Genomic DNA, 24,488 nt, shown 5'->3' on the forward strand with positions numbered 1-24,488 from the left:
ATTACATCGGTGCGAACAAACATTAAGCCCATCCCTACTAACGAGACCTCCCTATTGTATTCCTCAGTCAAATTCCGAGGCAATTCAATTATAGAATTTATTTTTCACAACTAGGCTAATCAATGGCTTAACAGAACATTGATCGTAGCTATTTCAGATTTTAGAAAATTAAGGTCACGCTGATGGAAAATACCTATCGAACCCTTGCTTTCTTCCGGCCTTATTGGTACCCGGACATATCATCATTTCAATCGTATCACATGGAAGGTCATCACTAGTATCGGCAAAATTTAAATTAGTTGTTCTACATTTACCTTGGTTGTTTTTGTGTGATATACATATTAGTATAATTCTTACTGATGCAGATTATTATTTGCTTATAATTACAATTAACAATAAATGACTGAACATTAGGGAGAAAGTTTAAGAGATTGTCTCTAAAAGAGAGATGTAAGAGCAGATAAGGCGGTAGAAATACTTCGGAAAAGACGAGTTAGTTGTTATCAATATTTTAAATCAAAAGATTTAAGCAGAGATGTTGTAAGTAACATAACTAATTAATTTGAAGGCCGGAATAATTACCATTCACTCAATCCAGGATACGAGGATAACGATTTGAAGCTTCAGGAAAATGAAGAGATTTTAGTATAGTACAAAAATAAACAAGAAACGATGAAAACATATATTTTGACCTTACTGTCAGTTCTGCCACTATTTGCTTTGGCGCAGAGAGGTAGTTACGTACTTAAGCTATCCTCTGTCGACATTGAGGGTGAAAGCAAAGGAACTATAAAAATCGACAGTGTTAAGCCATCAAAGATTGTGTTCTATAAAAGCAATTATACGGATAGCTTGATCGATATTGTTTTTACTGACAATGGTCAATCGATACCCTTTGAATTGACTAACAAGGCGGAGAAAAATATAAAAGTTAACTGGAACGAGGCTTGTTATATTGATTTCTCGAACACTAAAGGAAAAATAATGCACGTTGGGGTGGAGTATATCATTAGAAGTGGGGACTACCCTCCGACATCAATAGCAGGTGGTTCTAAAATTTCAGATTTTGCTACCCCAACTGATAACGTTTTTTACAGTCTAGGGTACTATGGCGGGTGGAGAACTAAGCACCTGCTTCCATATTCGAATCCTAATGGCGCAAAGACATTGGTCGGCAAGAGAGTGAAATTGCTGCTCCCAATTCAAAATGACGGGAAGCAATTGGATTATGTATTTACGTTTGATATTGTTTTTAGTCCAGTAGTTAATTAGATGGTTAAACAGGATATTGTCTCAGACATATATATTCGAGCGCAATGAACCCCCTCCCTGGCACACGCGTGTCGTGTGTGCACTTAAATTCTCAACATCAATCATAAATAGCTAATCTTATAACCTAAAAGTATAGTATGGAAAAATTAAGTCCGCCTTAACTAGAAAAAGATACGAGTAGAATTTTGAATAAATTCCTATCATAGATGAGAACCACATAAAAGGTAACTGAAATGATATACTTATCATTCGAATAGAAGCTAGACAAGCATCGAATATTAGAACTTTATCTAGTTTATTATATAAGCATCACATATTAATAACATGCTCATCTAATTTACCCGAGATTAATGCTTTTTCTAGATGACCGACTGTAAAATTTTCCTCTCTCTTTTCTTTCCATTAGTAAAAAACCTGATGATTGACGGAAGGATAACATCTCCCTCACCGCTGAAATAATTTCCTAGGGGAAAGTGCTTGATATCAACGTCAAATTCTCTACCAAATGCAATGATGAAATCATCCGCATCATCCCCATAAATACCAAGATCATCTTCTATTTTTGTATCTCTGGTTATATCCATATCAACAGCAGATTCTTTCAAAATAAAAGTTTTTATTCTTTCGAAAATATTTTCTTTCATAATCGTTCTAGAAGTTATTTTTCATACATCCTTCCTGTTTCAGGTATTCGTTTAATCTATTGTTTAAATCATTCGTGAATGTGGGTGATGCTCATATATGTTTTTTAAACGGATTAAAGATAGAACAAGTTTTTTACTTTACATTTTTCGGATTGATTATGTATTCCATGAGTCCACGAGTGTTTGCATCTAAGGTGTAGTTTGTTGAGAACTAAAAATCTTTTAGCGCTGAACAATTCTTCAATCATAGATTCCGCTGTATTGATTTTTCTACTAAGAAATCCTTTGTAAACCCACCATGACCTAAGTTGACAAACCCAATCATTAAATAACCTTAACAAGTTCTCAAATCTATTTCAGCTCATGTCAACGATTACTTTCGCCCATTCACCGAACTGCAAATGAAAATAATAGGTTTTCAAGTTAGATTTACAGTAGAAAAAACAGGGACCAGTAAAAAATTACGACTATGAAAACAACGCCACTAAGTTTTAAATATGAACTGGAAAAAAAAGAACCACGCAAGAATGATGTAGGAAATACGAGAGGTGCATCTGTTACTGATTTTCCAGCATCTATTGGCATCCCAATTAGCAGTACCATTTCGGGTTCGATTATCGAATTGCAACCTGGTGCGCTAAGAGAAATGCATTGGCATCCAAATGCAGACCAATGGCAATATTACATTTCCGGTCAGGCAGAGATGTCGGTTTTCCTGGCCGAATCCACAGTGATAACCGAACGATTTAACGCCGGCGATGTGGGCTATGTGCCGATGGGTGCAGGGCACTATAATCAAAAATACAGGAGATACAAGTTGTAAAATCCTGATTGGCTTTGACAGAGGAACCTATCAATCTATTGATTTAAGTAAATGGCTAGCTGGAAATCCTGAAGATGTAGTGGTGACTAACTTCGGATTAAAAGACGGAGAAATTGAAAAATTTCCAACAGAAAAAATCTTTATTCAACCTAAAATATAATTTCAAACCCCATTTAAACTATTGATTATGAAAACGACAAAAATTAGCATTACAGCCCGCATCAGCTTGTTCTTAGTTCTGATATTGGGCATGGTACAATTTTCTCTGGCTCAAACTTCCGTACCGACTACAAAGGCCAATACCTCAAAAATTTGGGGTGCTGTAGATGGAATTTCCATTGAAGGGATGGTTCAAGGTCCTTCTACCGAGATTACGCCACTACAAATCGCCTGCGTTTTTGAATATACCGAAGGCGATATTTTCAACTCTCCACCAGCACTGCCGGAAGCGGTAAATGGAATGGTTCATCTTGATAAAAGCCTGAACGGGCTGATCACTGAAATCCGTAAATCAGGCAAATTTGCAGGCCATTCTTTGGAAACCTTATAAATTACGCCACCAGCCGGAACTATCGGAGCAAAAAAACTATTGCTAATCGGCCTAGGCGATCGAAATAAATTTACACCCGAGTTAATGAAGCAAGTGGCTAGCGTGGGTATGGAGGAAGCATTGCGATTAGGAGTTACTAAATATGCATTCGCAACTGACCTTAAAGATGCGGGAATTGATTCTCCTACTGCGGAAGTTGCGGGCTATGGGGTAACCGGCGCTGTTAATGCCTACAGAACCCAGGTGTTTTTAAAAGCGAAGAAGATGGCAAACTTCAAACCAATTCAAAAAATAACGTTGCTAGCTGGCCCGGCTTATTTTACAACTGCCGGAGAAGGTATCACGCAGGCAATTACTGCTCTAAAATAATTGAGAATCTGTTCTACAGTTAAATTGTAAAATGCAACAGCCAATAATTTCTTCAGTTAATACCAATTAGGATCAATAATTCTTAATTAATTGTGAAATACATAAACATAAGGGTTTCTTTTTCTCCCGACCATGCACAACATTGCACCGCGATTACCGGCTATTAGAGGCTGACGCACCTCTTTACGCACCTCGCATATGCGATATTTTGGCCTAAAAGACACTCAATACCAAAAACAAAAAACCTGCAAGTCGTTGATTTGCAGGTTTTTAATTTTTTTTGATGTTTTTTGTTACTGTTTCCAGTGGAGCCGAAGGGAGTCGAACCCTTGTCCAGTTGTGAGATAAATTATACCTTCTACATGCTTATTTTTCAATTGATTTTCGGGAAATAAACGGGCTGAAAACCGACCTTATTTAAATCCTTAGATACTTTATCTCACCTTAAGTCGTATCTCCTTAAGGCCAGCTTTGTTGTTTCGATGCCCCGGATTCTAACCCAACAATGCAGCAGTTAGAGGGACAAAAGCTATGCTAGTTCTAAACTAGGCAGCTAAGGCGTAAGTATTTTCGCCAACTAAAATTTGAACGTTCACTTTAAGTGCTCTCCGTACAACGCACTGCATGCTAACATAACCTTCGCCACCCTGTCAAATCCAAGAACGGCCCCAGTCATTTTGTTTGCCAACCTTCAAAAGCGGCGTAAACAGGCTACAAATATACAAAAAATGGCTTAGATTTTTGAAAAAAATCAATTACAAATCGGAATAGTCTGTCGGATAAATAAAAAGTGTCACATTTTTTGAAACGTTGTGTTGATATTGTGGCAAGCCACTAATCTTTTTATAGTCTTCTCCAAAAGCCGTCCAATGTTTATCTCGGTCAGCCTTATTATTAAATGTAGTTAAATACATTAGATTTGGCATTTTGCTTCCAGAAATTACCTGGCCGTAAAAAACCGCATTAAAATTTAATTTGGTAAAAATGGCCACCTCGTGGTCGTTAAACATATCTATTTTATTCGATGCAAGGCTTTCTGTGGCAGATTCATAACTCCTCAATTCATAAACCCTCTCGCTTTTTGGCGTGGTTAACTTTGGTATTGCAAACTCAGGCATTGCCGAAAAGGCTTTTAAAATAATGGATTCTAATCTGTTGTAAGGTGGCGTATTATATGCGGCACTCAAAAATGCAGAACCCGCTTCCAGGTATTGTTTATCTTTTGTTAATGTTTCATTGAGTTTAAGGAAATCATCCATCTTTTTAAAAGGGATGAAAACATATACGAGCTGTTCTAGGGTATCTTTCGCAATGGGTTTAAAAACACCAACGCTATTAATTCCTGCCCGGTGAACGGCCGGTAAAAAAGCGTCTTTCAAGTAAGTGTCGACCATTGCTTCCTGAGCGGCAGTTTTTAAATGGTAAACTTTAAGTTGATAATAATACTGATTTTTAGCGGCGAACAAACTGCTATGCAGCATCGTAAAAATTACTGTTGCAAAAAAGATTTTAGTAAGGATAGATTTCAAAATATTTAATTTTTAATTGTGTTAACTGTTTACACCCATGGCATATAAAATAATATTGACGCCGAATTTGGTATTATCTTCGGCTAGAAAGCGTTTATTTCTAAAATCATAGTCCCATTCGCAACCGTAATCTTTGTTGCTGTATAAAACCCCGATTCTGTTATTTACCGTTATCGCCTTCAGGTAATCATGTACCAAATCGTCGCCCCATCCATTTAATTCAAATGAGGTCGTCGGCGGACCTTTCTCAAATTTAAAGAATGAATTGTAAATGCCATGATTGTTCGGGATTTTTTTCAGTGCGGTTGCCCCAAATAAATTGCTCATTTGTGTTTCGAAAGACCGGGCAAACAAACCATCAATATCATGGTTACAATCGTCGACAAATACAAAACCACCATTATAAACGTAAGTTTTGAAATTAACGGCTTCCTGTTGGGTAAATTGTACCAATTTATGTCCGCTTAAATAGCAGAAAGGGTATTTAAAAAGCTCCCGGCTACCCAGTTCAATAACCTTTTCTTCTTCATCCAGCGGAATAGTTGTGTATTCCAAAAGTGAATTTAAAATATTTGAAGGCATGCGTTGATCGGTTTCCCAGTCTCCGGAATTATATTTTAATCTCGCAAATGTGAATTTAGATCTTTGCACAGCACTAAATTAGTGTCAATTTTTATGATTTCGATTTTTTATCACGATTATCATGTAAAGTTTTTGATATTCTTCAGCGTCGGCTAAAAAATATCTGCCTTTAAGCCTATATTGAGGCACAATATCTCACTAACTTAAAAAATCAGTCGTTTTGGAACGTTCAGAAAGCAGCTTAAAAATATTGATCGAGAAGATTTCCTCATTAAAAAGCGAAATACAAAAAGTTATCGTTGGCCAGGATGTAATTATTGAAGAAATGTTGATTGCGTTGATGGCGGGCGGACATTGCCTTTTAGAAGGTGTACCTGGTCTGGCTAAAACGCTGATGGTAAAAACCATGTCGCAGGCTTTGGATTTATCCTTCCGCAGAATTCAGTTTACGCCTGATTTAATGCCTACAGATATTGTCGGGACGGAAATTTTAGAAGAAGACCACGTTACAGGTAAACGCTTTTTTAAATTTAATAAAGGACCATTGTTCGCAAACATTGTTCTGGCAGATGAAGTTAACCGAACGCCACCTAAAACGCAATCTGCACTTTTAGAGGCCATGCAGGAGTTTGAAGTTACATATGGCGGACAAACTTACCCGCTCGACCGCCCATTTTTTATTCTCGCAACACAAAATCCAATCGAACAGGCTGGAACATATCCCCTACCTGAAGCTCAGTTAGACCGCTTTTTGCTTTACATAAAAATTGGCTACCCAACAGCGCAAGAGGAGGCGAAGATTTTAAGCAGCACAACCGGCGCTGGCAAAGCAGCGGTAAACCCGGTAATTGGTGCCGAAGAAATAAAAGAACTGCAGGCAATTACAAGAGAAATAAGCATTAGCGATGATTTAATAACCTATGTTAGTAATCTAATCAGAGCAACCAGGCCAGATACGACGCCGGTGGCTTTTGTAAAAGAATGGGTAAGGTGGGGCGCTGGCCCGCGAGCGGGACAAGCGCTAATTTTAACCGCAAAGGCAAGGGCTTTGTTTAAGGGAAGATATGCCGTTGTGTTAGAAGATTTACAAACAATGGCTTATCCGGTGCTACGCCACAGGGTGCTAATGAATTTTAAGGCTGAGGCTGAGAATGTATCAGCAGATAGGGTTACCGAGGAGTTGATTAAAGCGATTTCAAAACCAAAAGCCAATATATAATGAGTAAACTACTCGATCCGAAGGTGTTGATGGCAATTAAGGAACTGAGTTTATCGGCAAAAATGACGATAGACGGGTTTATGAGCGGCATCAACAAAAGCACAATTAAAGGTGCCGGATTGGAGTTTAGCCAATACAGAAGTTACCAGCCCGGAGATGATTTACGCTCGCTGGACTGGAAAATGTTCGCCCGTTCTGACCGGTATTACATCCGTGAATCGGAAGTTGAAACAAATATTTCGGTTCGCATTTTAATTGATGCCAGTGCATCAATGAACCACAGCGACGGAGATTTTAACAAAATTGATTACGCAAAATACCTCGCCGCATCACTTGCCTATCTGGCAAATTTACAAGGTGATGCTATCGGACTATATGTTTTTCAGCATGCTGGAATTTTCTCCATGACGCCGAAGCAGGATTTTCAACATCTGGCAAGATTGTTTTATCAACTGGAAACGATAAGGCCAGATGGTGCCTTTACCAAGCCCATATTTTATAAAGAGCTTTTTACAGGAGGTCAGAAAAGGGAATTACTGGTTTTTGTTACAGATTTTTATCAGCAAAATGACGAAATATTAGACCTGCTGGATACCCTGAATACACTGAGGCATGAAATTGTTGTGTTCCACGTGGTGGCAAGAAACGAACTCGATTTAGACTTTAAAGGCTTCAGCACTTTCGAAGATTTGGAGACGGGCGAAACCATTCAAATTGACCAAACAAAAGCAAGATTGGCTTATAAAACCAAGCTTGCAAACCACCTGGAAGAAACGCGGATAAAAATGTTGGACAGAAGAATCGCGTATAGAACCATTTGTACAGACGAACCTTTAGACCTGGCTTTAACAGATTTTTTAAAACAACGAAGTAAACTTAGAATTTAATTGTGCAGTTTTTATATCCCATAGGTTTACTGGCACTTGCAAGTGTACTAATTCCCATAATTATTCATTTGTGGAATGTTAAGCAAGGCAAAACGCTGAAAATTGGCAGTATTGCCTTACTGGGAGAAAGTGCTCGTGCAAGTTCGAAAAGTTATAAAATAAACGATTGGCTGCTATTTATACTACGCTGTTTACTGTTAGCGCTGCTAGCGATTATCATTGCACAGCCCTTTAAAAAAAACAATTTATCAACGAAAAATTCAGGCTGGATATTGATAGAACGGTCGAATTTTTCAAAGGTATTTAAAACCAATCGCAAAACGATTGATTCTTTAACGAAGCTTGGATACCAGATTCATGATTTCAACTTAGGATTTAATCTGATCGATCTAAAAGATACTTCGAAAACCTACACGCCGACCGGGAATTTACTGAACCATAACTCGCTGTTAAATCAGTTAAATGCTCTGGTCCCAGCTCAAAGTTCAGTTTATCTTTTTACCGACAACCGTTTGAAAAATTTTGGAAATGAGTTGCCAGCGGTTTCCTATAAACTGGTTTTAAAAACGCTCAATCGTGCGGATACAACAAGTAACTGGATTACCGATTATGCAGGTAAGAAGTTTCAGGCCGTATCAACTCCATCGAGCACCATTTATACAGCAGTTAATGATGTTTCATCGCCGTTTAGGGTAGCTGTGTATGAAACTCCCGGCCACGCAGACAAACAATATTTACTAGCAGCGTTGAACGCAATTGCAGGCTTCTCCGGAAGAAAAATCATATTTAACCCGGCGGGGAAAGCAGATATTGGCTTTTGGCTTTCTGAAGAACCGGTTTCAGCAAATTTTAAATCAGCAATTGATACCAACGGAACTTTATTTGAATACGCAAAAGGCAAAGTAATTGCTGAGCGTTCTTTTATAAATATAAATGGGATTAAGGTTGCATTGTATAAACGAATTGAGGCGACGACAACATTTGATAAAAAATGGACTGATGGTTTTGGCAATTCAATTTTGTCGCTACAAGAGACGGAGAAACTAAAGGTTTTCCACCTGTACACCCGCTTTAACCCACAATGGAATCAATTGGTTTGGAACGAGGTCTTTGTTAAAGCATTAATGCCAATGGTTATTGTAGATAAAAGCGCCGGGGAGTTTGGCTTCGAAGAAAACGCGGCAGATCAGCGCCAAATTGCTCCAAAGCAAAGAAAATTCACTCAAACTAATGAAAGCGCAATTGCTTTAAAAGCAAACCAGGACGAATCAATTTCGCACATATTTTGGCTCGCAGCATTTATTATTCTGCTCGCCGAACGCATTTTATCATTCAGAAAAAAAGCAAATGTTTATGATAAAAACTGAAGGACAAAAATGGATTTACGACCTAAGAATGAAGTGGATATGGTTACACTTAGTTAGGCTTTTTGTGATTAGTTTGGCCGTCGCCCTCCTCTTGTCGGCGGTTTTGATTTACGTTTTACACATGCCGCCGCTGGTTTGTTGCATCATTTTACCTTTAGCGTTAATTATTGCTTTGCTTCGCAAGCCAATATGGAAAACCAGCCAGCAAGAGTTTTGCCGTTATGCCAACAATAAATACCCCGAACTGGAAGAAAGCGCCGATTTGTTAATTCAAAACCCAGACAGTTTATCATTGCTTGAGCAACTTCAACGCTCAAAAATCGAAAAGAGAATTACGGAAATTAGTTCACCACAAGAGCCTGTTAAAAAGCTGTACGCTGGTTTAGCGCTTTTGGCGACAGCATTAATAATCAGCTTCGCAATTGCAAAAATCCCCAAAATTAAAGAAAACAATAAATCCGGGTCGCACGCTCTGCGCCCATTGCCTGCAATAAAGGAAAATACCCTTCCGGAAATTTCAGATTTCAGCGCAACCATAATTCCTCCGGCTTATACAGGCAAACCCGAACGTAAACAAAAGCAGTTTTCGATAAAGGCAGAAACCGGAGCAAAAATAAACTGGAAGATTGAAACGAACATTGCAGTCGAGCGCCTAAAAATCACGTTTAACGATAAAGAATCAGTTTCCCTCAAGGCCAGTAATAAAGAACGAACAACCTGGCTTTTTTCTAAAACTCTCGATAAAACGGGTTTTTACCAGTTGGAAATTGATGGTAAAAAGTCAGATTTGTACCAGCTCGAAGCAGTTGCCGATTTGCCGGTAATTATTAAAATAACACGGTCAAAACAACACACAACAATAGATGTTGGGCAACCTCAAAAATTTAATCTAAATACCGTTTTGACGGATGACTATGGCGTCAACGACGCCTTTATCTCTGCTACGATGGCAAGTGGAAAAGGTGAAGGTGTAAGTTTCACCGAAAAAAAATTGAGCTTCAATACGCGTTTTAACAACGAGAAAAACAAGGTATTAAACAGGGAAATCGATTTGAAAAGCCTGGGAATGAAACCCGGTGATGAGCTCTACTTTTTCGTTAAAGCGATGGATAATCATGGTCAATCGAGCCGTTCTGATGTTTATTTCGTTTCCATAGTTGATACAACTGAATTGATGAGCATGGCCGGAATGACAAATGGCGTTAATCTGGTTCCTGAATATTTCAGGAGTCAGCGGCAAATCATTATTGATACTGAAAAGTTATTAAAAGCGCAATCTTCGCTCGCTGCTGACGCATTTAAAAACCGAAGCAATGAACTGGGAATCGATCAAAAACTCTTGAGGCTGCGCTACGGCCAGTTTTTAGGGGAAGAAAATGAAACAGAAATTGGAGGCGACCATGATGACCATGCAGAACACAGTGGCGAGGAGGAAAAATTCGGCGATGTGACCGCAATAATGGATAAATATGCCCACAAACATGATATTGCGGAGGATGCAACCTTTTTCGAGCCGGAAATGAAAGCCCAATTAAAGGCTGTTTTAACAGAAATGTGGAATTCTGAGTTGCGCCTGAGAACCTATAAACCACAGGAAGCATTGCCATACGAATATAAAGCGTTGCGAATGCTGAAAGATTTGCAACAAAAATCGAGGGCTTATGTGGCTAAAACTACGGTCAAAACTGCTTCATTAAAACCTGAAAAACGATTAAGCGGCGAACTTGATAAAATCACGCAACCTGTTCAAAACATGTCTGCAGCGCAAAAAGACCAACGAACAACCAATTTGAAAACTACTTTAGCTTTACTTGAAAGTCGAAAAGCCGGCAAGAAGTTTTCCGAAGGTGACAGATATTTGTTAAGCGAGACGGAAAAATATATGATTGGCGCCGCGGCCGATAATCCTGCAACTTACCTAAATGCATTAACAAGTTTAAGGCGACTATCACTTAACAAGATTTTGCATCAAAAAGACATCGATGTTGTTCAGCAGGCCATTCAAAAAATGATTAAAGGCGATTCGCCTAAACCGCAAATACAAACTTCGCTGCCCGCAGCAACACTGTACCAAAATTACTTTAATAACCTAAATAAAACAGGGCGATAGTTATGGAATTTAAATATGCCGTTCTCATATTATCGTTACTGTTATTGATTTTCCTCCTCTACAAAGAAATCAAAAGAGCAAGCAAGGCCAGACTGTTGTGGAGGATTTTTGCCAGTATAATTGCTGTAAGTTGTTTTGCTTTGCTAATCATTCCGGTTAAGTATAAGTCGGGTTTTAAAAACAATGCGAACGAAATTATTTTGCTCACCAAAGGCGCCGATTTAGATGAACTGGCAAAAATTCGGGGAGCAAAATATGTGCTAGGGGCATCAAATGCAAAAGTTAACAATGCAGTGCCGATTCCCGACCTCTCCTATTTCCTCGCAAACCATAAAGATGTTAGGAAACTTAACATCTACGGCGAGGGATTATCAAAACATGAATTGCGCAACTTACATGAGTACGAATTAAACTTCCATCCTTCAGAAGGGATAACTGGAATAATTTCTGCCAGCTGGCCGGCTCAAATAAAATCAACGCAACAATTATTGGTTCAGGGAATTTATCAAAACAAGAGCGAAGAAAAAGTAAAACTTTTGTTTAAAGGAATGGGAAGTTCAATTGATTCCATCTCTGTTGAAGGTAAATCCAGTAAAAGCTTTTCATTTTCTACCCAACCAAAACAAATCGGAAAAGCAGTTTATAACCTTATTTCTTTCGACGGAAAAGATACGCTTGCCAAAGAACCCGTTCCTTTTTTAGTTGATGAGCAATTGCCTTTTAAGGTATTGATACTTGCTTCCTTTCCCGACTTTGAGTATAAGTTTTTAAAAAAATGGCTTTACGATAATCATTATCCTTTAGCTTTCAGAAGCCAGATAAGTAAAGATAAATACAGTTCAGAATTTCTGGCTATGGATAGCATCAACCTGAACAAGATCAGTACAAACTCCATTAAAAAATTTGATATTTTAATCATTGATGAAGAGGAACTTGCAGCCATGAATGCAGGCGAACGAAGTGCTATTGATGCGGCTGTAACTGGTGGGATGGGATTATTCATTAGGGTTTCAAGCTTAAAAGCATTAACACCGGCAAGTAGTAAATTTGGCAGATTTGAAGTGTCGAACACGAAAGAAAAGGAGCTTAAAGTGATGCTAAAAGACGAAAAACACAAGTTTAGCAGCTTACCCTTAGAACAAAAATTATTTTTAAGGAGTACCCAGAATGATCTGCCCTTGCTTACCGATGGCGGTGGCAAAGTTTTGGTGAACAGTACAATTAAAGGCGCCGGGAAAGTGTTAGTGTCTTCACTACCATCTACCTTTAACTGGCTGCTAACGGGTAAAAAAAACGACTTTACCACATATTGGTCTACAATATTATCTGCCGCTGTAAAAAAGAGAAATGAAAATCAATCTCTGAAAATTCTACCACAGTTTCCTGTTGTAAATGAAAAAGCCAGATTAATTGTCGACATCCCGACGTCAGGAAAAATTCCTTCATTAAACATTGATAGTATCCGCTTGACTCCCTTGCAAAATATCGAACTCCCTTTCGAATGGGAGGCGGTTTTTTATCCAACAAAAAATGGATGGCATAATTTAGTGGTAAATCAGTCTGCAGAACCGTTTTTCATATACCAAAAAACAGATTGGCAGGCATTAAAAATTCAGCAAAAAATATTGGCAACCCGCCAGTTTGTAGCTAAAGCGAAAATTAAGGAATCAAAAATCAAACAATCAGCTGTTAATGTCGAAGAAGAACTATCAATCTGGTGGTTTTTTGTAGGATTTTTACTCGCCTCCGCTTTTTTATGGTTCGAAGCGAGAATTCTCGACGCTAAATAGTGTTTGAAACTAAAATGTTATAAACCAGCGTGCCAAATTAACTCATAAATGGCTATCTTGGAAACGTAAACCCCTAAACTGAACCAATTGAAAAGAAAAGATTTCCTCTATTTATCCGGAATGGGTATGTCTGCTTTGATGCTACCCAACCTTTCCGCATTCGGAACTCCGATAGACCCTCTGCAGGCGCTGGATGGAGTTGATGTAAAAATTAAAAAAGAACTTGCTGATGTTGCCCTGAACGCCGCAAAATCTAAGGGAGCAACTTATGCGGATATTCGTATCGGCCGCTACCTTAATCAGTTCGTTGCAACCCGCGAAAAGCGGGTACAGGGCGTAGCAAATACTGAATCGTACGGCGTAGGCATACGCGTATTAGCCAATGGATGCTGGGGTTTCGCTGCAACAAACAATGTAACCAAAGATGCTGTTGCCAAAGCTGCCGAACAGGCGGTTGCCGTTGCAAAAGCCAATTCGAAAATTCAGGGCGAGCCGGTTCAACTGGCACCTCAAAGAGGTTACGGCGAAGTAAGCTGGAAAACACCTATCGAGATTAATGCCTTTGAAGTTCCTGTTAAAGAGAAGGTAGATTTGCTGTTGAACGTGAATGATATAGCCATGCAAAACGGCGCCAACTTTGTCAATTCGGTAATATTTGCAGTAAATGAACAAAAGTATTTCGCATCGACAGATGGTTCATATATCGATCAGGATGTGCATCGTATCTATCCAAATTTTAATGTTACGAGGATAGACAGGGCTTCCGGACAATTCAAAACCCGTAATTCGCTTAGTTCTCCAATGGGAAAGGGTTACGAGTATATGCATGCACGCCCGGAAGATAAAGTTTCTGGCATCGTTACCCGTTATAAAGGTCGCTACGATATGCTTGAAGATGTTAAGGAAGCGGCCCGCGTAGCTTCAGAAAAGATAAAAGCGAAATCCGTTGAGCCGGGGAAATATGATTTGGTTCTGGATCCGTCTCACCTCTGGTTAACAATTCACGAATCTGTTGGTCACCCCACTGAGCTGGATCGTGTTTTGGGTTACGAAGCAAACTACGCAGGCACGAGTTTTTTAACCTTAGATAAATGGGAATCAAAAAAATTCAAATTCGGCAGTGATAAAGTTAACATTGTAGCCGATAAAACGCAGGTTGGCTCACTAGGTGCTGTTGGTTATGATGATGAAGGCGTAAAATGCAAAAAGTGGGATTTAATTAAAGATGGTGTTTTGGTTAACTATCAGGCCATTCGGGATCAGGCACACATCATCGGTTTAAATGAATCTCAAGGCTGCTGTTATTCCCAGGGTTGGGATGATGTTCAGTTTCAACGCATGGCAAACGTATCGTTACAGCCAGGAAAAGAGAAACTGAGTGTTGACGATATGATTAAAAATGTTGAAAAGGGCGTATACATTATTGGTGACGGCAGTTTTTCAATCGATCAGCAACGTTATAATTTCCAGTTCGGCGGACAAATTTTCTATGAAATTAAAAATGGAAAGATTGTGGGCATGCTGAACGATGTGGCCTATCAGGCCAATACACAGGAGTTCTGGAATTCGTGCAATGCCGTTTGCGACGATGGTGACTACCGTTTAGGCGGCTCATTTAACGATGGAAAAGGTCAGCCGTCGCAAAGTAGTGCAGTTTCTCACGGTAGTTCTACTGCGAGGTTTAATGGTGTTAATGTTATCAATACAGCAAGAAAAATATAATTATGGCTATATTAAGTAAAGAAGAAGCCCAGGCGATATTAAAAAAGGTAGTTGGCTTTTCAAAGGCCGAGTTTTGTGAGGTAAGTTTAAGAGGTTCTGATGGTGGAAACATTCGTTATGCTCGTAACGCCGTTTCCACAGCTGGCCAAATTAGCACCATGAGTTTGGGTGTTAGCTCAACCTATGGTAAAAAAACTGGCTCTGCAACAATTAACGAATTTGATGATGCATCGCTCGAAAAAGTTGTACGAAGAGCAGAAGAACTGGCAATGCTTGCACCGGAAAATCCGGAATTTATGCCGCTGTTAGGGCCGCAAACTTTCGCCGAATCGAAAACATTTAATGAGAATACCGCTGCGATGACGCCAGATACCAGGGCAGAAATGGTAGGCAAAAGTTTAAGCGTATCAAAGGCAGCTGGCTTAGATGCTGCAGGCTTTTTAGAAAATTCTACAAGTTTCAACGCCGTGATGAACTCAAAAGGTTTATTCGCTTACAACAAAGGCACAAATGTTTCTTTTTCTGTAACAGTGAGAAATAAGCAGGGAACGGGTTCGGGCTATGTGGAGCAGGATTTCAACGATCTTTCGAAGATGGATACTCTTGCACTCAGTAAAATTGCGGCAAGCAAAGCCAATGGTTCGGCAGGAGCAAAAGCTATTGAGCCCGGAAAATATACGGTCATTTTAGAGCCGCTTGCTGCAAGTGATATTCTGGGTAACATGTTTAGAGGTTTTGATGCCCGCAGTGCTGATGAAGGCAGAAGTTTTATGAGTAAGAAAGGCGGTGGTACGCGTTTAGGCGAACAACTATTTTCTGATAACGTAAATATTTATTCAGACCCGTTAAATCCAGAAATTCCATCCTCGACTTGGTCTGGAGATGGTTTACCTGTAAAAAGAACACAATGGGTTGAAAAAGGTGTGGTTAAAAATCTCTCCTATTCGAGATATTGGGCCGCACAAAAAAATGTTGAGCCACTTCCGTTTAGCCGTGGTGTAATCATTGAAGGCGGCAATCAATCGCTGGCCGAACTTATCAAGAGTACAGAAAAAGGAATTCTGGTAACCCGTTTCTGGTATATACGTTCGGTTGACCCACAAACATTGTTACTTACCGGCCTAACCCGTGATGGTACTTTTTATATTGAGAATGGTGAAATAAAATTCCCGATTAAAAACTTCAGGTTTAACGAAAGTCCTGTAATAATGCTTAATAATGTTGAAGCAATGGGTAAACCTGTAAGAACTGCAAGCGGTTTAATCCCGCCGATGAAAATCCGCGATTTTACTTTCACATCCTTATCAGATGCTATTTAACTAATTTAAACAGCGGCGATTACATCACCGCTGTTTTTTTAACTCCAAAATTTCAAAAATTGAGAAGAAGAGATTTTTTATATATGACAGGTGTTGGCCTTGGCGCCACCATGATACCCAATATGCCGGCATTCGGCAAAATTATTTCTGTTGAAGAATCTTTAACACCTGTTGATGTAGCTTTTAAGAAAAAGATGGCCGATGTTGCCCTTAACGCCGCAAAAAGCAAAGGCGCAACCTATGCTGATGTACGCATTGGAAGGTATTTAAATCAGGTTGTTGCCACAAGAGAAACCAGGGTCGAGAACATTTCCAATTCAGAATCATACGGCTTGGGCGTTCGCGTTATTGCCGATGGAAGCTGGGGTTTCGCCGCAACAAACAACCTGGACAATGCGAGCATTGCCAAAGCCGCGGAAGCAGCCGTTGCAATTGCAAAAGGCAACTCGAAGCTTATGGAAGAGCCAGTTCAATTAGCTCCGCAAAAGGGATTTGGAGAGGTTAGCTGGAAAACACCTTTAGAAGTTAACGCTTTTGAAGTGCCGATTAAGGATAAAGTAGATTTGCTGCTGAAAGTAAACAGTGAGGCAATGAAAGGTGGCGCAAAATTCATCAACTCAAATCTTTTCATGATTAACGAGCAAAAGTATTTCGCATCCACCGATGGTTCTTACATCGACCAGGACATCCATCGGATTTGGCCAACCTTTACTTTAACTAAAACCGATGCTGCAAGTGGCAAGTTCGAAACACGAAATGCTTTAAGTGCTCCAATGGGCATGGGTTACGAATACCTAACACCTAAAGATTCAGAAAAAATTAAAGGTGGCCCGGTTACGATGTACAAAAAGCGTTACGACATTTTGGAAGACGTGCGGGAAGCCGCTGTGCATGTTGATGAAAAACTGAAAGCCAAACCTATAGCGCCAGGAAAATATGACCTGGTGTTAGACCCTTCACACCTATTCCTGACCATACACGAATCTGTTGGCCACCCTACGGAATTAGACCGGGTTTTAGGTTATGAGGCAAACTATGCAGGAACAAGTTTTTTAACGCTTGATAAATGGGAGTCGAAGAAATTTAATTTCGGGAGTAAAGAAGTTAATATTCTCGCCGATAAAACGGAACGAGGCTCTCTGGGTGCTGTCGGATACGATGATGAAGGCGTCAAGTGTGGCAATTGGGATATCATTAAGGATGGAATTTTGGTTAACTACCAAACGATTCGCGATCAGGCACATATTTTGGGCTTAAAGGCCTCGCAAGGTTGTTGCTATGCCGATAGCTGGGATAGCATTCAGTTTCAGCGGATGCCAAATGTTTCGCTGGCGCCAGGTAACGCTGCTTTAAGCGCAGCTGAAATGGTAAAAAATGTAGAAAAAGGCATTTATATGTTCGGAAGGAACTCTTACTCGATTGATCAGCAGCGCTATAATTTCCAGTTTAGTGCGCAACTCGCCTACGAAATTAAAGAAGGAAAAATTGTAGGCATGTTTAAAGATGCGGCTTATCAGGCAAATACTCAGGAATTCTGGAATTCATGCGTTCAGCGCTGCGACAAAAATGATTATCGTTTGGGCGGCACGTTTTCTGACGGCAAAGGCCAGCCCGGACAAGCAAGTGCCGTATCACACGGTAGTGCAACAACCCGCTTTAATGGCGTAAATGTGATTAATACTGGTAGAAAACTTGGCTAAAAAAGGCAGCAAAGAAATGTCCTCATTAAGTGTGCAACGCATTGAGGGCATTTCGCCAAAGCCTGCTTATTTACTCTACTCCTTTTGCAGTCGTTTTTATCGAATAAAGCGATTTTGAAGCTGTTATGAAGAGAATATTCTTGTTTTTCCCACCAAAACAAATATTTCCACACCAATTTTCAGGTACATCGATGTGACCAATATGTGCTCCGCTTTTGCTGTAAATATCAACACCTTTTCCGGTGATGTAGATATTTCCCTCGCTATCTAGCGTCATCCCATCCGAACCTTGTTTAAGTAAAAGTTCCCGCTCATTAAGTGAAGCATCTTCATTAATTTTGTAGCGGTAAGTTACATCAGCAACCCGATCTGCAACATAAAGATATTTGCCATCTGGCGTACCTAGAATTCCATTCGGCCGCTTAAAACCATCTGCAACGGCATGCGGAGTTTTCTTTCCTTGCGGAAGATAGTAAACTTTTTCGCCAACAATTTGAGGAGCCGTTCTGGTCCAGTAATCTCGCTGATAGTATGGGTCGGTGAAGTAAATGCCGCCCTTTTTATCTATCCAAATATCATTCGGACCATTAACTTTCTTTCCATCAATATCAGTGAATAGAATGGATATTTTTTTGTTTTTATCGATAGACCAGATTTGGTTATTTTCATCGGCGCAAACAATCAGATTTCCTTTCTTGTCAAAATAAGTTCCGTTCGCCCTCCCCGATTTTTCCATATATAAACTTAGTTTTCCATCCGTACCATATTTCCAGATTTTATCGTTGGGCTGGTCGGTAAAAAAAACATTGCCTTCTTTATCAACAGAAGCACCTTCAGTAAATTTAAATTGCGAAGAGATAAGTTTCAAACTATCCTGTACAAAGGTTGGCGTCTGCGCTAAACTGAAAAGGCACTTGATGCAGAACATCGAAAGAAAGAATAATTTTTTCATGGGCTGATATTTCGTTTACAAAGTGGCGATTAATCCTCTGGATTGCAAGTAAAAATTTTGTGTAGTTGTTTTTGTGCCGCCAGCCTTAACGCAATCGCGGTTTCAAATAATTTCGCTTCTGCTCAAGTGTAGAAACAACCCTTAGCAAAAAAATGATGATATTTTAACTTACCCTTTTGCCTTTTAATAACATATCCAGTGCATCATTTAGCGTTCCTGCTTTTTGTACTTCACCTTCGTTCACAAAATAAATTTCATCGGCATTTTCGATGGTATTTAAGCGATGGGCAATAATTACCAAAGTCGTGTCTTTTGATAATTTATTTAAAATGCTGCCTAAAAGTTGCTCGGTAATGGTGTCGATATTTGCTGTGGCCTCATCTAAAATCAACAATTCCGGATTACGCAAAACCGCCCTCATAAAGGCAATTAATTGCTTCTGCCCCAAACTGATGCTGTCAGATCCTGAAGTAATCGGCGTATCTAATCCTTCATCAAAAATTGCCAGTAGTGCCCCGAGGTTCGCATCCTGTATAATTTTTTTCAATTCGTTATCAGTTACATCTTTGTATTGGCTGTTTCCGTAAAGAATATTCTCTTTTACCGTGCCGGTAAATAAAAATGGTTCCTGCAAAATGAAGCCAATCTTTTGCGTGCGCTCCGTAGCCGTAAAGGAACGGATATCCTTCCCGTTCAGCAAAACAGTTCCTTTGGTCGTATCGTACAAACGCGAGATTAAAGAGGCTGTGGTAGTTTTCCCGCCCCCAGTAGGACCAATTAAAGCATATGTTTTACCTTTTTCAAATCTCAGATTAACGTTGTGAAGGATTTCCTTTGAATCATCATAAGAGAAGTGAACACTTTTAAACTCAAGCAATGCATCTGAGCCCAGGGCGTTATCGTTTTCTGTCAGACTAAGATTTGTTTCGAGGTTTAAAATTTGAGAAATCCGGTCCCAACTCGCCATCGCTACCTGAAAACTAGTCCATAAGGCAGCCAACTGCCTCAAAGGGTTATAAAAATTAGTACAATATGAAATGTAACTTACCAACAGGCCAAGAGAAAAACTTCCAATAGAAATTAAGTAAATGCCAAAAAGTAATACAATTAATTGCGCTGCGCTGGAAAGCAAACCGTAAACCGGAACAAAAATATTATTCGCCAATCCGGCACCAATAGCAGTTTTATAATTCTCCTGATTCGCTTCATCGAATCGCTTTCTAAAATAATCGCGGCGATTAAAAGCGATGATGACCTTAAAATTGTTCAGGCTTTCCTGAATCTCTGCACTCATTCCGCCAACGCTTTTTAAGTTTTTGGCATTTTTACGCTTAACCCACGGAGATAAGGCCATGGTAAAAATCACGATAACGGCCGCAGGTGAAAGCGCCGCAGCGCCGAGTTCAAAATTAATGGATAGTAAGAAAATTCCAGCACCTATCATGGTTATAATGCTGCTCACAAACTGCATTAATGATTGCGAAAAAAACTGGTTAAGCTTGTCAGTATCGTTATTTACTCTAGATATTAAGTCGCCGGCCTTGTTCTCGTTAAAAAAGGAAACCGGCAATTCCTGCAGTTTGTTAAAAATCGCATTCCGCAGGGTAAACAACATTCGCTGACCAATTCCGCCCATTAATTTTGTTTGCGTGTAGCCGGTAATCATTGCAATCATATACATTACCAAAAGTATTCCGCCGAAAACTAAAACGCCATGAAACTGCCCGGTGCGAATATAGGCATCGATGGTGTGGCCAACCAGCAGTGGCCCCAGTAACAGCAGCCCGGAATTAACTAAAATAGCTACTAAAGCCAGCCAAAGGTTTTTGTGCTCGCCAGAAATGAATTTAAGCAATCTTTTAAGCGCCTGGTAAGTAGATTGCTTTTCCTGCTTTGATTGTAGCTGGTTAAGATTGTAGTTCATAATTGCTGGTGCTCTGTTGTGAATTGTAAATTTGAACGTATTCAGGACTGCTTTTCAGCAATTCCTGATGTGTTCCCCCGGCAACGATTTCGCCTTGCATCAACAAAATAACTTTATCGTAATTTTCAACAGATGCTATTTTTTGGGTTACTGATAACAATGTTAAACCCGGATAATTTTGTTGTATGTTTTCCAGAATTCTCTTCTCCGTGTTGGTATCCACACGTGCGGTAAAGTCATCGAGTAATAAAATTTTCGGATTTACGGCCAATGCCCTTGCCAACATAATACGTTGCTTTTGCCCGCCCGAAAGGCTATTTCCACGCTCGGATACAATGGTGTTTAATTTATCCGGCAGGTTATCTACGAAATCTTTAAGCTCAGCAGTTTGAATGGCTTTCGCTAAAGATTCATCCGTAACAGCATCGCTGAAGGCAATATTTTCCCGAATGCTCATGTTAAACATAATACTATCCTGAAAAACAAAACCAACCTGTTTGTGAAAATTTTCCTGGTTGTATTGATTAAGCTCCTTCCCGTCGAATGTCGTTTCGCCACTGGTAGGCTTAATCAAGCCGGTTAAAATGTAAAGCAATTGGGTTTTCCCAGCTGCCGTCGGACCGATTATTGCCGTTTTTGAACCGGCTTTTGCCGAAAAGGAAATGTCTTTTAAAATTGGCTTTTGCCCGATCGACAGCGATATGTTTTTAGCTTCAACATCTCCAATAAGTTCATCATCCAACTTTCCGGGATGTTTAATTTCCGGGGCATTTAAAACCGCTTCTATTCTTTGGTAAGATGCGGTGGCTTGTGCAATCACATTGCTCATAAAACCGATGACCAAAATCGGAAAAATAATTAAAGCGAGATAACTGTTAAAGGCAGCAAACTCACCCAACGTCATTGTACCGTTAATAACAAAATGACCACCAAGCACCAAAATTGTTAATCCTGATAAGTTGGCTACGAAAACGATAATTGGAATTAACCCGGCAAATAAGCGTAGAATTGATAAACCCAAATCGCGGGCCTTTGCATTTGCATCAAGGAATTTATTGTACTCGAGCTGTTGCGAATTGATTACCCTTATTAATGCAGCACCTAAAATGCTTTCACTTATTACTTTGTTTAACCAATCGATAACTTCACGGCTTTTGATGAAAAGCACCCTTACTTTTTTCAATACAAAGAAAAATGCACCACCAATAATTGGTACTATGGCAATAACACAAAGCGCAAGTTTCCAGTTTATCATAAGCAACAAGATGCTGGCGCCTACAATTAAAAATAAAGATGAAGCTAAGGAAACGATTGCCTGCGAAACAAACAGTTTAATAGAATCAGCATCAGAAGTAAGGTTTGTGAGTAATTTAGACGGATTTGCCTGAATCACATAAGCATGGCTCTGTCGCGAAATCTGGTCGGAAAGCTTTGTACGCAAATCTTTTGCCACACGTTCTGAAGCGTAGGTTTGCACAATGCTTTGCAGATATGTGAAGATGAAAACCAACACAATAGCCAACGAAAACTCAACCAATATCGAATTTAAATTAAACGTTTTGTTTGTGTATGAATCAATTCCGTGGGCGATAATTTTGGGTAGCAATAAATTAATTCCATTGCTTAATAATGCAAAAAAAACCAACAGGAAAATTAAGCCTTTGTATGATGCAAGCAAGCTAAAAACACTCGGTTTTTTAGCTTCTTTGGGTTTTGCCATGTTTTGCGCTGAGCTTTGTAAAACGCAAATTTAACCCATTTATTTGAATAGTCTACTGTTTATTTAAATTTTGAGAAACGTAATGTTGTGGTTTACGTGCAGATGTATAGCCACAAGGGACATGGTAATTTTAAATCAATTATCGGTTTTTACTTTTATATATGTTGATGATAATAACTTGAGCAGCTATTGCCGATTGATAGCCTGAATATTTCCGGCAGATTTAAAAACGTATTCCACACAAACATTGCTACCTTTGCAGCACAACCATTGAAGAAAATGGTGCCCAAATTATGATTGAAATAGGAAAGTATAACGAATTAAGGGTATTAAGTAAAACTGAGGCCGGTTTGAATTTAACTGATGGCGATAAGTTGGTTATCTTGCCCTACCAATACGTACCAAAAGGTTTAGAAATTGGCGACAATGTGAGCGTTTTCGTTTACATTCAAAAAGATGGCCGCTTAACCGGCACAACCCAGAAAGCATATGCCGAAGTAGGCGATTTTGCGTTCCTAAAAGTTGTTTCTGATGGCGACGAGGGCGTTTTCATGGATTTAGGCATCGACAAGGATGTTTATGTGCCTACGAAAGAACAAAAGAGACCGATGCAAAAAGGCTACAAATATGTGGTGTATTTGTATCTGGATGAAAATAACGACAGACTCCTGGCATCGTCAAAATTGTATGATTTTGTTGAAGAGGAAAACTTTGATTTTGAAGAAGGAGACGAGGTAAGCCTGTTGATTACCGAAGAAACCGATTTAGGATTTAATGCAATAATAAATAATGCCTACATCGGTTTGTTGTATCACAACGAGGTTTTTGACAACATTCAGATTGGGGAACAGCGAAGGGGCTGGATTAAGAAAATCCGTTTAGAAGGTAAGATTGATTTAACCTTGCAACCGAGCGGTTACGGTCATATTTTAGATTCGAAAGAGACTATTTTAGCCGCTTTGAAAAAGGAAGGTGGAGTAATTGAGCTTGGCGACAAAAGTTCTCCGGAAGAAATCTATCATCGTTTCCAAATTAGCAAAAGTGCGTTTAAAAAAACAATTGGCTCGCTTTACAAAGAGCGTTTAATTGTCCTTTCTGATGATTCCATCCGGCTATTAACCGACAACGACGCAGAATAATTGTTGTTTCAAGGTATCGGGAATGTAAGTACAACTAAGCTTACATTCCTTTTTAAAAGCCTGTATTCAAATCCATATCTTTTAATTTAAGTTGAATTTATCATTTTGGATTTTAACAATATTTGAGGCCGAAATGATGGATACAATCATGATGCCTATAATTACAGCCAAAATTCCTTGAAAAGTAGAGTAAATTTTAGTGCCCGAAACGAAGATTTTTGAATCTTTAATCAACTCATCACCCACCTTTGATTGAATTTTGATTAGTGCGGAAAGTTTATTCAAAGTTTGCGCAGAAGTGCTCCTTCCAATTACTTTGTAGGTTTCTTTTGCGTTGTCAACTGATAAACCAAGAATTTTACGTTCTATTTCCCGCTGCATTTTTAACGCCTTTTTTAAATCTTCCAAAAATGTTTTTTCCTGTTTTACCAGCAAAGTCAGCTCAAATTTATTAACAACCGAATCAATTTTACGATTGTGTTTATCAATTCGCGAAACGCTTTTTAATAAGTGTTCATTATCAGCCAACGCATTTTGAATGATGTCATTTTTGTGGTAGAGGTTTTCGGCAATAAAGTACAAGTCGGTGGCGGGCACCAGCCTGTCATTGTACATCGAGATGAAAGATTCGTTTATTTTGCTTACACTTTTATCCTCCAGAAAACGGATGAGTAGAGTGCAACACATAATACAAAAAAGTAAGAAAGCTACTTTCAACTTGTTTTTTAGGCTAAATGCAAATTTCATATCAAATTAGTTAAAAAATCAATGTAAGAATTAAAGCTCATTTACAGCTTGTAATTTTGTTTACTTCGTTAAATAAATGCTGATGCGCAGTAAGGGATTAAACACTAGAACTTGCTGCTTTTG

20 protein-coding genes and 1 other RNA gene are annotated in these 24,488 nt (G+C 39.2%); 13 read left to right on the forward strand and 8 right to left on the reverse strand.

Features of this window, described 5'->3' with window-relative positions; translation table 11 throughout:
• Positions 1-687 precede the first annotated feature (687 nt).
• Complete coding sequence (locus ASG14_RS09520) at positions 688-1,272, forward strand: hypothetical protein (protein ID WP_157274887.1); 585 nt, start codon at positions 688-690, stop codon at positions 1,270-1,272.
• Positions 1,273-1,631: 359 nt separating this feature from the next.
• Here the strand turns inward: ASG14_RS09520 and ASG14_RS09525 are convergent, their stop codons facing one another.
• A complete protein-coding gene (locus ASG14_RS09525) occupies positions 1,632-1,916 on the reverse strand; it encodes a DUF1493 family protein (protein WP_056870818.1) in 285 nt (94 codons plus the stop codon).
• Between the two features lie 469 nt (positions 1,917-2,385).
• On the opposite strand from ASG14_RS09525, the gene ASG14_RS09530 reads away from it, so the two are divergent.
• From ASG14_RS09530 to ASG14_RS20525, 3 genes are all read left to right on the forward strand, one after another.
• Positions 2,386-2,739 carry a cupin domain-containing protein gene (locus tag ASG14_RS09530; RefSeq protein WP_056870819.1) on the forward strand — a complete coding sequence of 118 codons (354 nt, stop codon included), beginning with the start codon at positions 2,386-2,388 and terminating at the stop codon, positions 2,737-2,739.
• 187 nt (positions 2,740-2,926) lie between these two features.
• The gene (locus tag ASG14_RS20520; RefSeq protein WP_235528551.1) at positions 2,927-3,289 is read left to right on the forward strand and encodes a hypothetical protein; all 363 of its coding nucleotides are present in this window, start codon (positions 2,927-2,929) and stop codon (positions 3,287-3,289) included.
• Positions 3,290-3,310: 21 nt separating this feature from the next.
• Positions 3,311-3,658, forward strand: a complete 348-nt coding sequence (locus ASG14_RS20525; RefSeq protein ID WP_255352794.1) for a M17 family peptidase N-terminal domain-containing protein — start codon at positions 3,311-3,313, stop codon at positions 3,656-3,658.
• A gap of 303 nt (positions 3,659-3,961) precedes the next feature.
• On the opposite strand, the gene ssrA is transcribed toward ASG14_RS20525, so the two are convergent.
• From ssrA to ASG14_RS09545, 3 genes are all read right to left on the reverse strand, one after another.
• Positions 3,962-4,328, reverse strand: a transfer-messenger RNA (tmRNA) gene (ssrA, locus tag ASG14_RS20040).
• Between the two features lie 85 nt (positions 4,329-4,413).
• Complete coding sequence (locus ASG14_RS09540) at positions 4,414-5,187, reverse strand: NIPSNAP family protein (RefSeq protein WP_235528553.1); 774 nt, start codon at positions 5,185-5,187, stop codon at positions 4,414-4,416.
• Positions 5,188-5,208: 21 nt separating this feature from the next.
• Positions 5,209-5,838 carry a DUF4159 domain-containing protein gene (locus tag ASG14_RS09545; protein ID WP_056870821.1) on the reverse strand — a complete coding sequence of 210 codons (630 nt, stop codon included), beginning with the start codon at positions 5,836-5,838 and terminating at the stop codon, positions 5,209-5,211.
• Positions 5,839-5,989: 151 nt separating this feature from the next.
• On the opposite strand from ASG14_RS09545, the gene ASG14_RS09550 reads away from it, so the two are divergent.
• The 8 genes from ASG14_RS09550 to ASG14_RS09585 all read left to right on the forward strand — a co-directional run bounded on the left by ASG14_RS09550 (position 5,990) and on the right by ASG14_RS09585 (position 17,883).
• Positions 5,990-6,988 carry a MoxR family ATPase gene (locus ASG14_RS09550; RefSeq protein WP_056870822.1) on the forward strand — a complete coding sequence of 333 codons (999 nt, stop codon included), beginning with the start codon at positions 5,990-5,992 and terminating at the stop codon, positions 6,986-6,988.
• Complete coding sequence (locus ASG14_RS09555; RefSeq protein ID WP_056870823.1) at positions 6,988-7,875, forward strand: DUF58 domain-containing protein; 888 nt, start codon at positions 6,988-6,990, stop codon at positions 7,873-7,875. The genes ASG14_RS09550 and ASG14_RS09555 overlap by 1 nt, the downstream gene beginning before the upstream one ends.
• A gap of 2 nt (positions 7,876-7,877) precedes the next feature.
• Entirely contained in the window at positions 7,878-9,242 is a 1,365-nt protein-coding gene (locus ASG14_RS09560; RefSeq protein WP_056870824.1) for a BatA domain-containing protein, read from the forward strand.
• The gene (locus ASG14_RS09565) at positions 9,229-11,352 is read left to right on the forward strand and encodes a hypothetical protein (RefSeq protein WP_157274888.1); all 2,124 of its coding nucleotides are present in this window, start codon (positions 9,229-9,231) and stop codon (positions 11,350-11,352) included. Before ASG14_RS09560 ends, ASG14_RS09565 begins: the two co-directional genes overlap by 14 nt.
• A gap of 2 nt (positions 11,353-11,354) precedes the next feature.
• On the forward strand, positions 11,355-13,142 hold the full coding sequence (locus tag ASG14_RS09570) for a hypothetical protein (RefSeq protein WP_056870826.1): 1,788 nt from the start codon (positions 11,355-11,357) through the stop codon (positions 13,140-13,142).
• Between the two features lie 87 nt (positions 13,143-13,229).
• Entirely contained in the window at positions 13,230-14,864 is a 1,635-nt protein-coding gene (locus tag ASG14_RS09575) for a TldD/PmbA family protein (RefSeq protein ID WP_056870827.1), read from the forward strand.
• Positions 14,865-14,866: 2 nt separating this feature from the next.
• Entirely contained in the window at positions 14,867-16,183 is a 1,317-nt protein-coding gene (locus ASG14_RS09580) for a TldD/PmbA family protein (RefSeq protein WP_056870828.1), read from the forward strand.
• A gap of 59 nt (positions 16,184-16,242) precedes the next feature.
• On the forward strand, positions 16,243-17,883 hold the full coding sequence (locus ASG14_RS09585; RefSeq protein WP_056870829.1) for a TldD/PmbA family protein: 1,641 nt from the start codon (positions 16,243-16,245) through the stop codon (positions 17,881-17,883).
• A gap of 70 nt (positions 17,884-17,953) precedes the next feature.
• On the opposite strand, the gene ASG14_RS09590 is transcribed toward ASG14_RS09585, so the two are convergent.
• The 3 genes from ASG14_RS09590 to ASG14_RS09600 form a co-directional block, all read right to left on the reverse strand.
• Positions 17,954-18,835: an SMP-30/gluconolactonase/LRE family protein gene (locus ASG14_RS09590; protein ID WP_056870830.1), complete on the reverse strand. Its 882-nt coding sequence runs from the start codon at positions 18,833-18,835 to the stop codon at positions 17,954-17,956.
• Positions 18,836-18,998: 163 nt separating this feature from the next.
• The gene (locus ASG14_RS09595) at positions 18,999-20,759 is read right to left on the reverse strand and encodes an ABC transporter ATP-binding protein (protein WP_056870831.1); all 1,761 of its coding nucleotides are present in this window, start codon (positions 20,757-20,759) and stop codon (positions 18,999-19,001) included.
• Positions 20,743-22,479 carry an ABC transporter ATP-binding protein gene (locus ASG14_RS09600; RefSeq protein ID WP_056870832.1) on the reverse strand — a complete coding sequence of 579 codons (1,737 nt, stop codon included), beginning with the start codon at positions 22,477-22,479 and terminating at the stop codon, positions 20,743-20,745. The genes ASG14_RS09595 and ASG14_RS09600 overlap by 17 nt, the downstream gene beginning before the upstream one ends.
• 293 nt (positions 22,480-22,772) lie before the next feature.
• Here ASG14_RS09600 and ASG14_RS09605 point away from each other — a divergent pair, with 293 nt between their 5' ends.
• Entirely contained in the window at positions 22,773-23,618 is an 846-nt protein-coding gene (locus ASG14_RS09605; protein ID WP_056870833.1) for a S1 RNA-binding domain-containing protein, read from the forward strand.
• 81 nt (positions 23,619-23,699) lie between these two features.
• On the opposite strand, the gene ASG14_RS09610 is transcribed toward ASG14_RS09605, so the two are convergent.
• Positions 23,700-24,365 carry an MCP four helix bundle domain-containing protein gene (locus ASG14_RS09610; protein WP_056870834.1) on the reverse strand — a complete coding sequence of 222 codons (666 nt, stop codon included), beginning with the start codon at positions 24,363-24,365 and terminating at the stop codon, positions 23,700-23,702.
• Positions 24,366-24,488: the final 123 nt, after the last annotated feature.

It is taken from the genome of Pedobacter sp. Leaf194, from assembly GCF_001423945.1.
Taxonomy (GTDB): Bacteria; Bacteroidota; Bacteroidia; order Sphingobacteriales; family Sphingobacteriaceae; genus Pedobacter.

Bases quoted from the DNA above. Each gene is read 5' to 3' on its own strand.
- ASG14_RS09570 (WP_056870826.1), top strand. From the start codon at position 11,355: ATGGAATTTAAATATGCCGTTCTCATATTATCGTTACTGTTATTGATT.
- ASG14_RS09530 (WP_056870819.1), top strand. From the start codon at position 2,386: ATGAAAACAACGCCACTAAGTTTTAAATATGAACTGGAAAAAAAAGAA.
- ASG14_RS09525 (WP_056870818.1), bottom strand. From the start codon at position 1,916: ATGAAAGAAAATATTTTCGAAAGAATAAAAACTTTTATTTTGAAAGAA.
- ASG14_RS09580 (WP_056870828.1), top strand. From the start codon at position 14,867: ATGGCTATATTAAGTAAAGAAGAAGCCCAGGCGATATTAAAAAAGGTA.
- ASG14_RS09595 (WP_056870831.1), bottom strand. From the start codon at position 20,759: ATGAACTACAATCTTAACCAGCTACAATCAAAGCAGGAAAAGCAATCT.
- ASG14_RS09610 (WP_056870834.1), bottom strand. From the start codon at position 24,365: ATGAAATTTGCATTTAGCCTAAAAAACAAGTTGAAAGTAGCTTTCTTA.
- ASG14_RS09565 (WP_157274888.1), top strand. From the start codon at position 9,229: ATGATAAAAACTGAAGGACAAAAATGGATTTACGACCTAAGAATGAAG.
- ASG14_RS09590 (WP_056870830.1), bottom strand. From the start codon at position 18,835: ATGAAAAAATTATTCTTTCTTTCGATGTTCTGCATCAAGTGCCTTTTC.
- ASG14_RS09600 (WP_056870832.1), bottom strand. From the start codon at position 22,479: ATGGCAAAACCCAAAGAAGCTAAAAAACCGAGTGTTTTTAGCTTGCTT.
- ASG14_RS09555 (WP_056870823.1), top strand. From the start codon at position 6,988: ATGAGTAAACTACTCGATCCGAAGGTGTTGATGGCAATTAAGGAACTG.
- ASG14_RS09605 (WP_056870833.1), top strand. From the start codon at position 22,773: ATGATTGAAATAGGAAAGTATAACGAATTAAGGGTATTAAGTAAAACT.
- ASG14_RS20520 (WP_235528551.1), top strand. From the start codon at position 2,927: ATGAAAACGACAAAAATTAGCATTACAGCCCGCATCAGCTTGTTCTTA.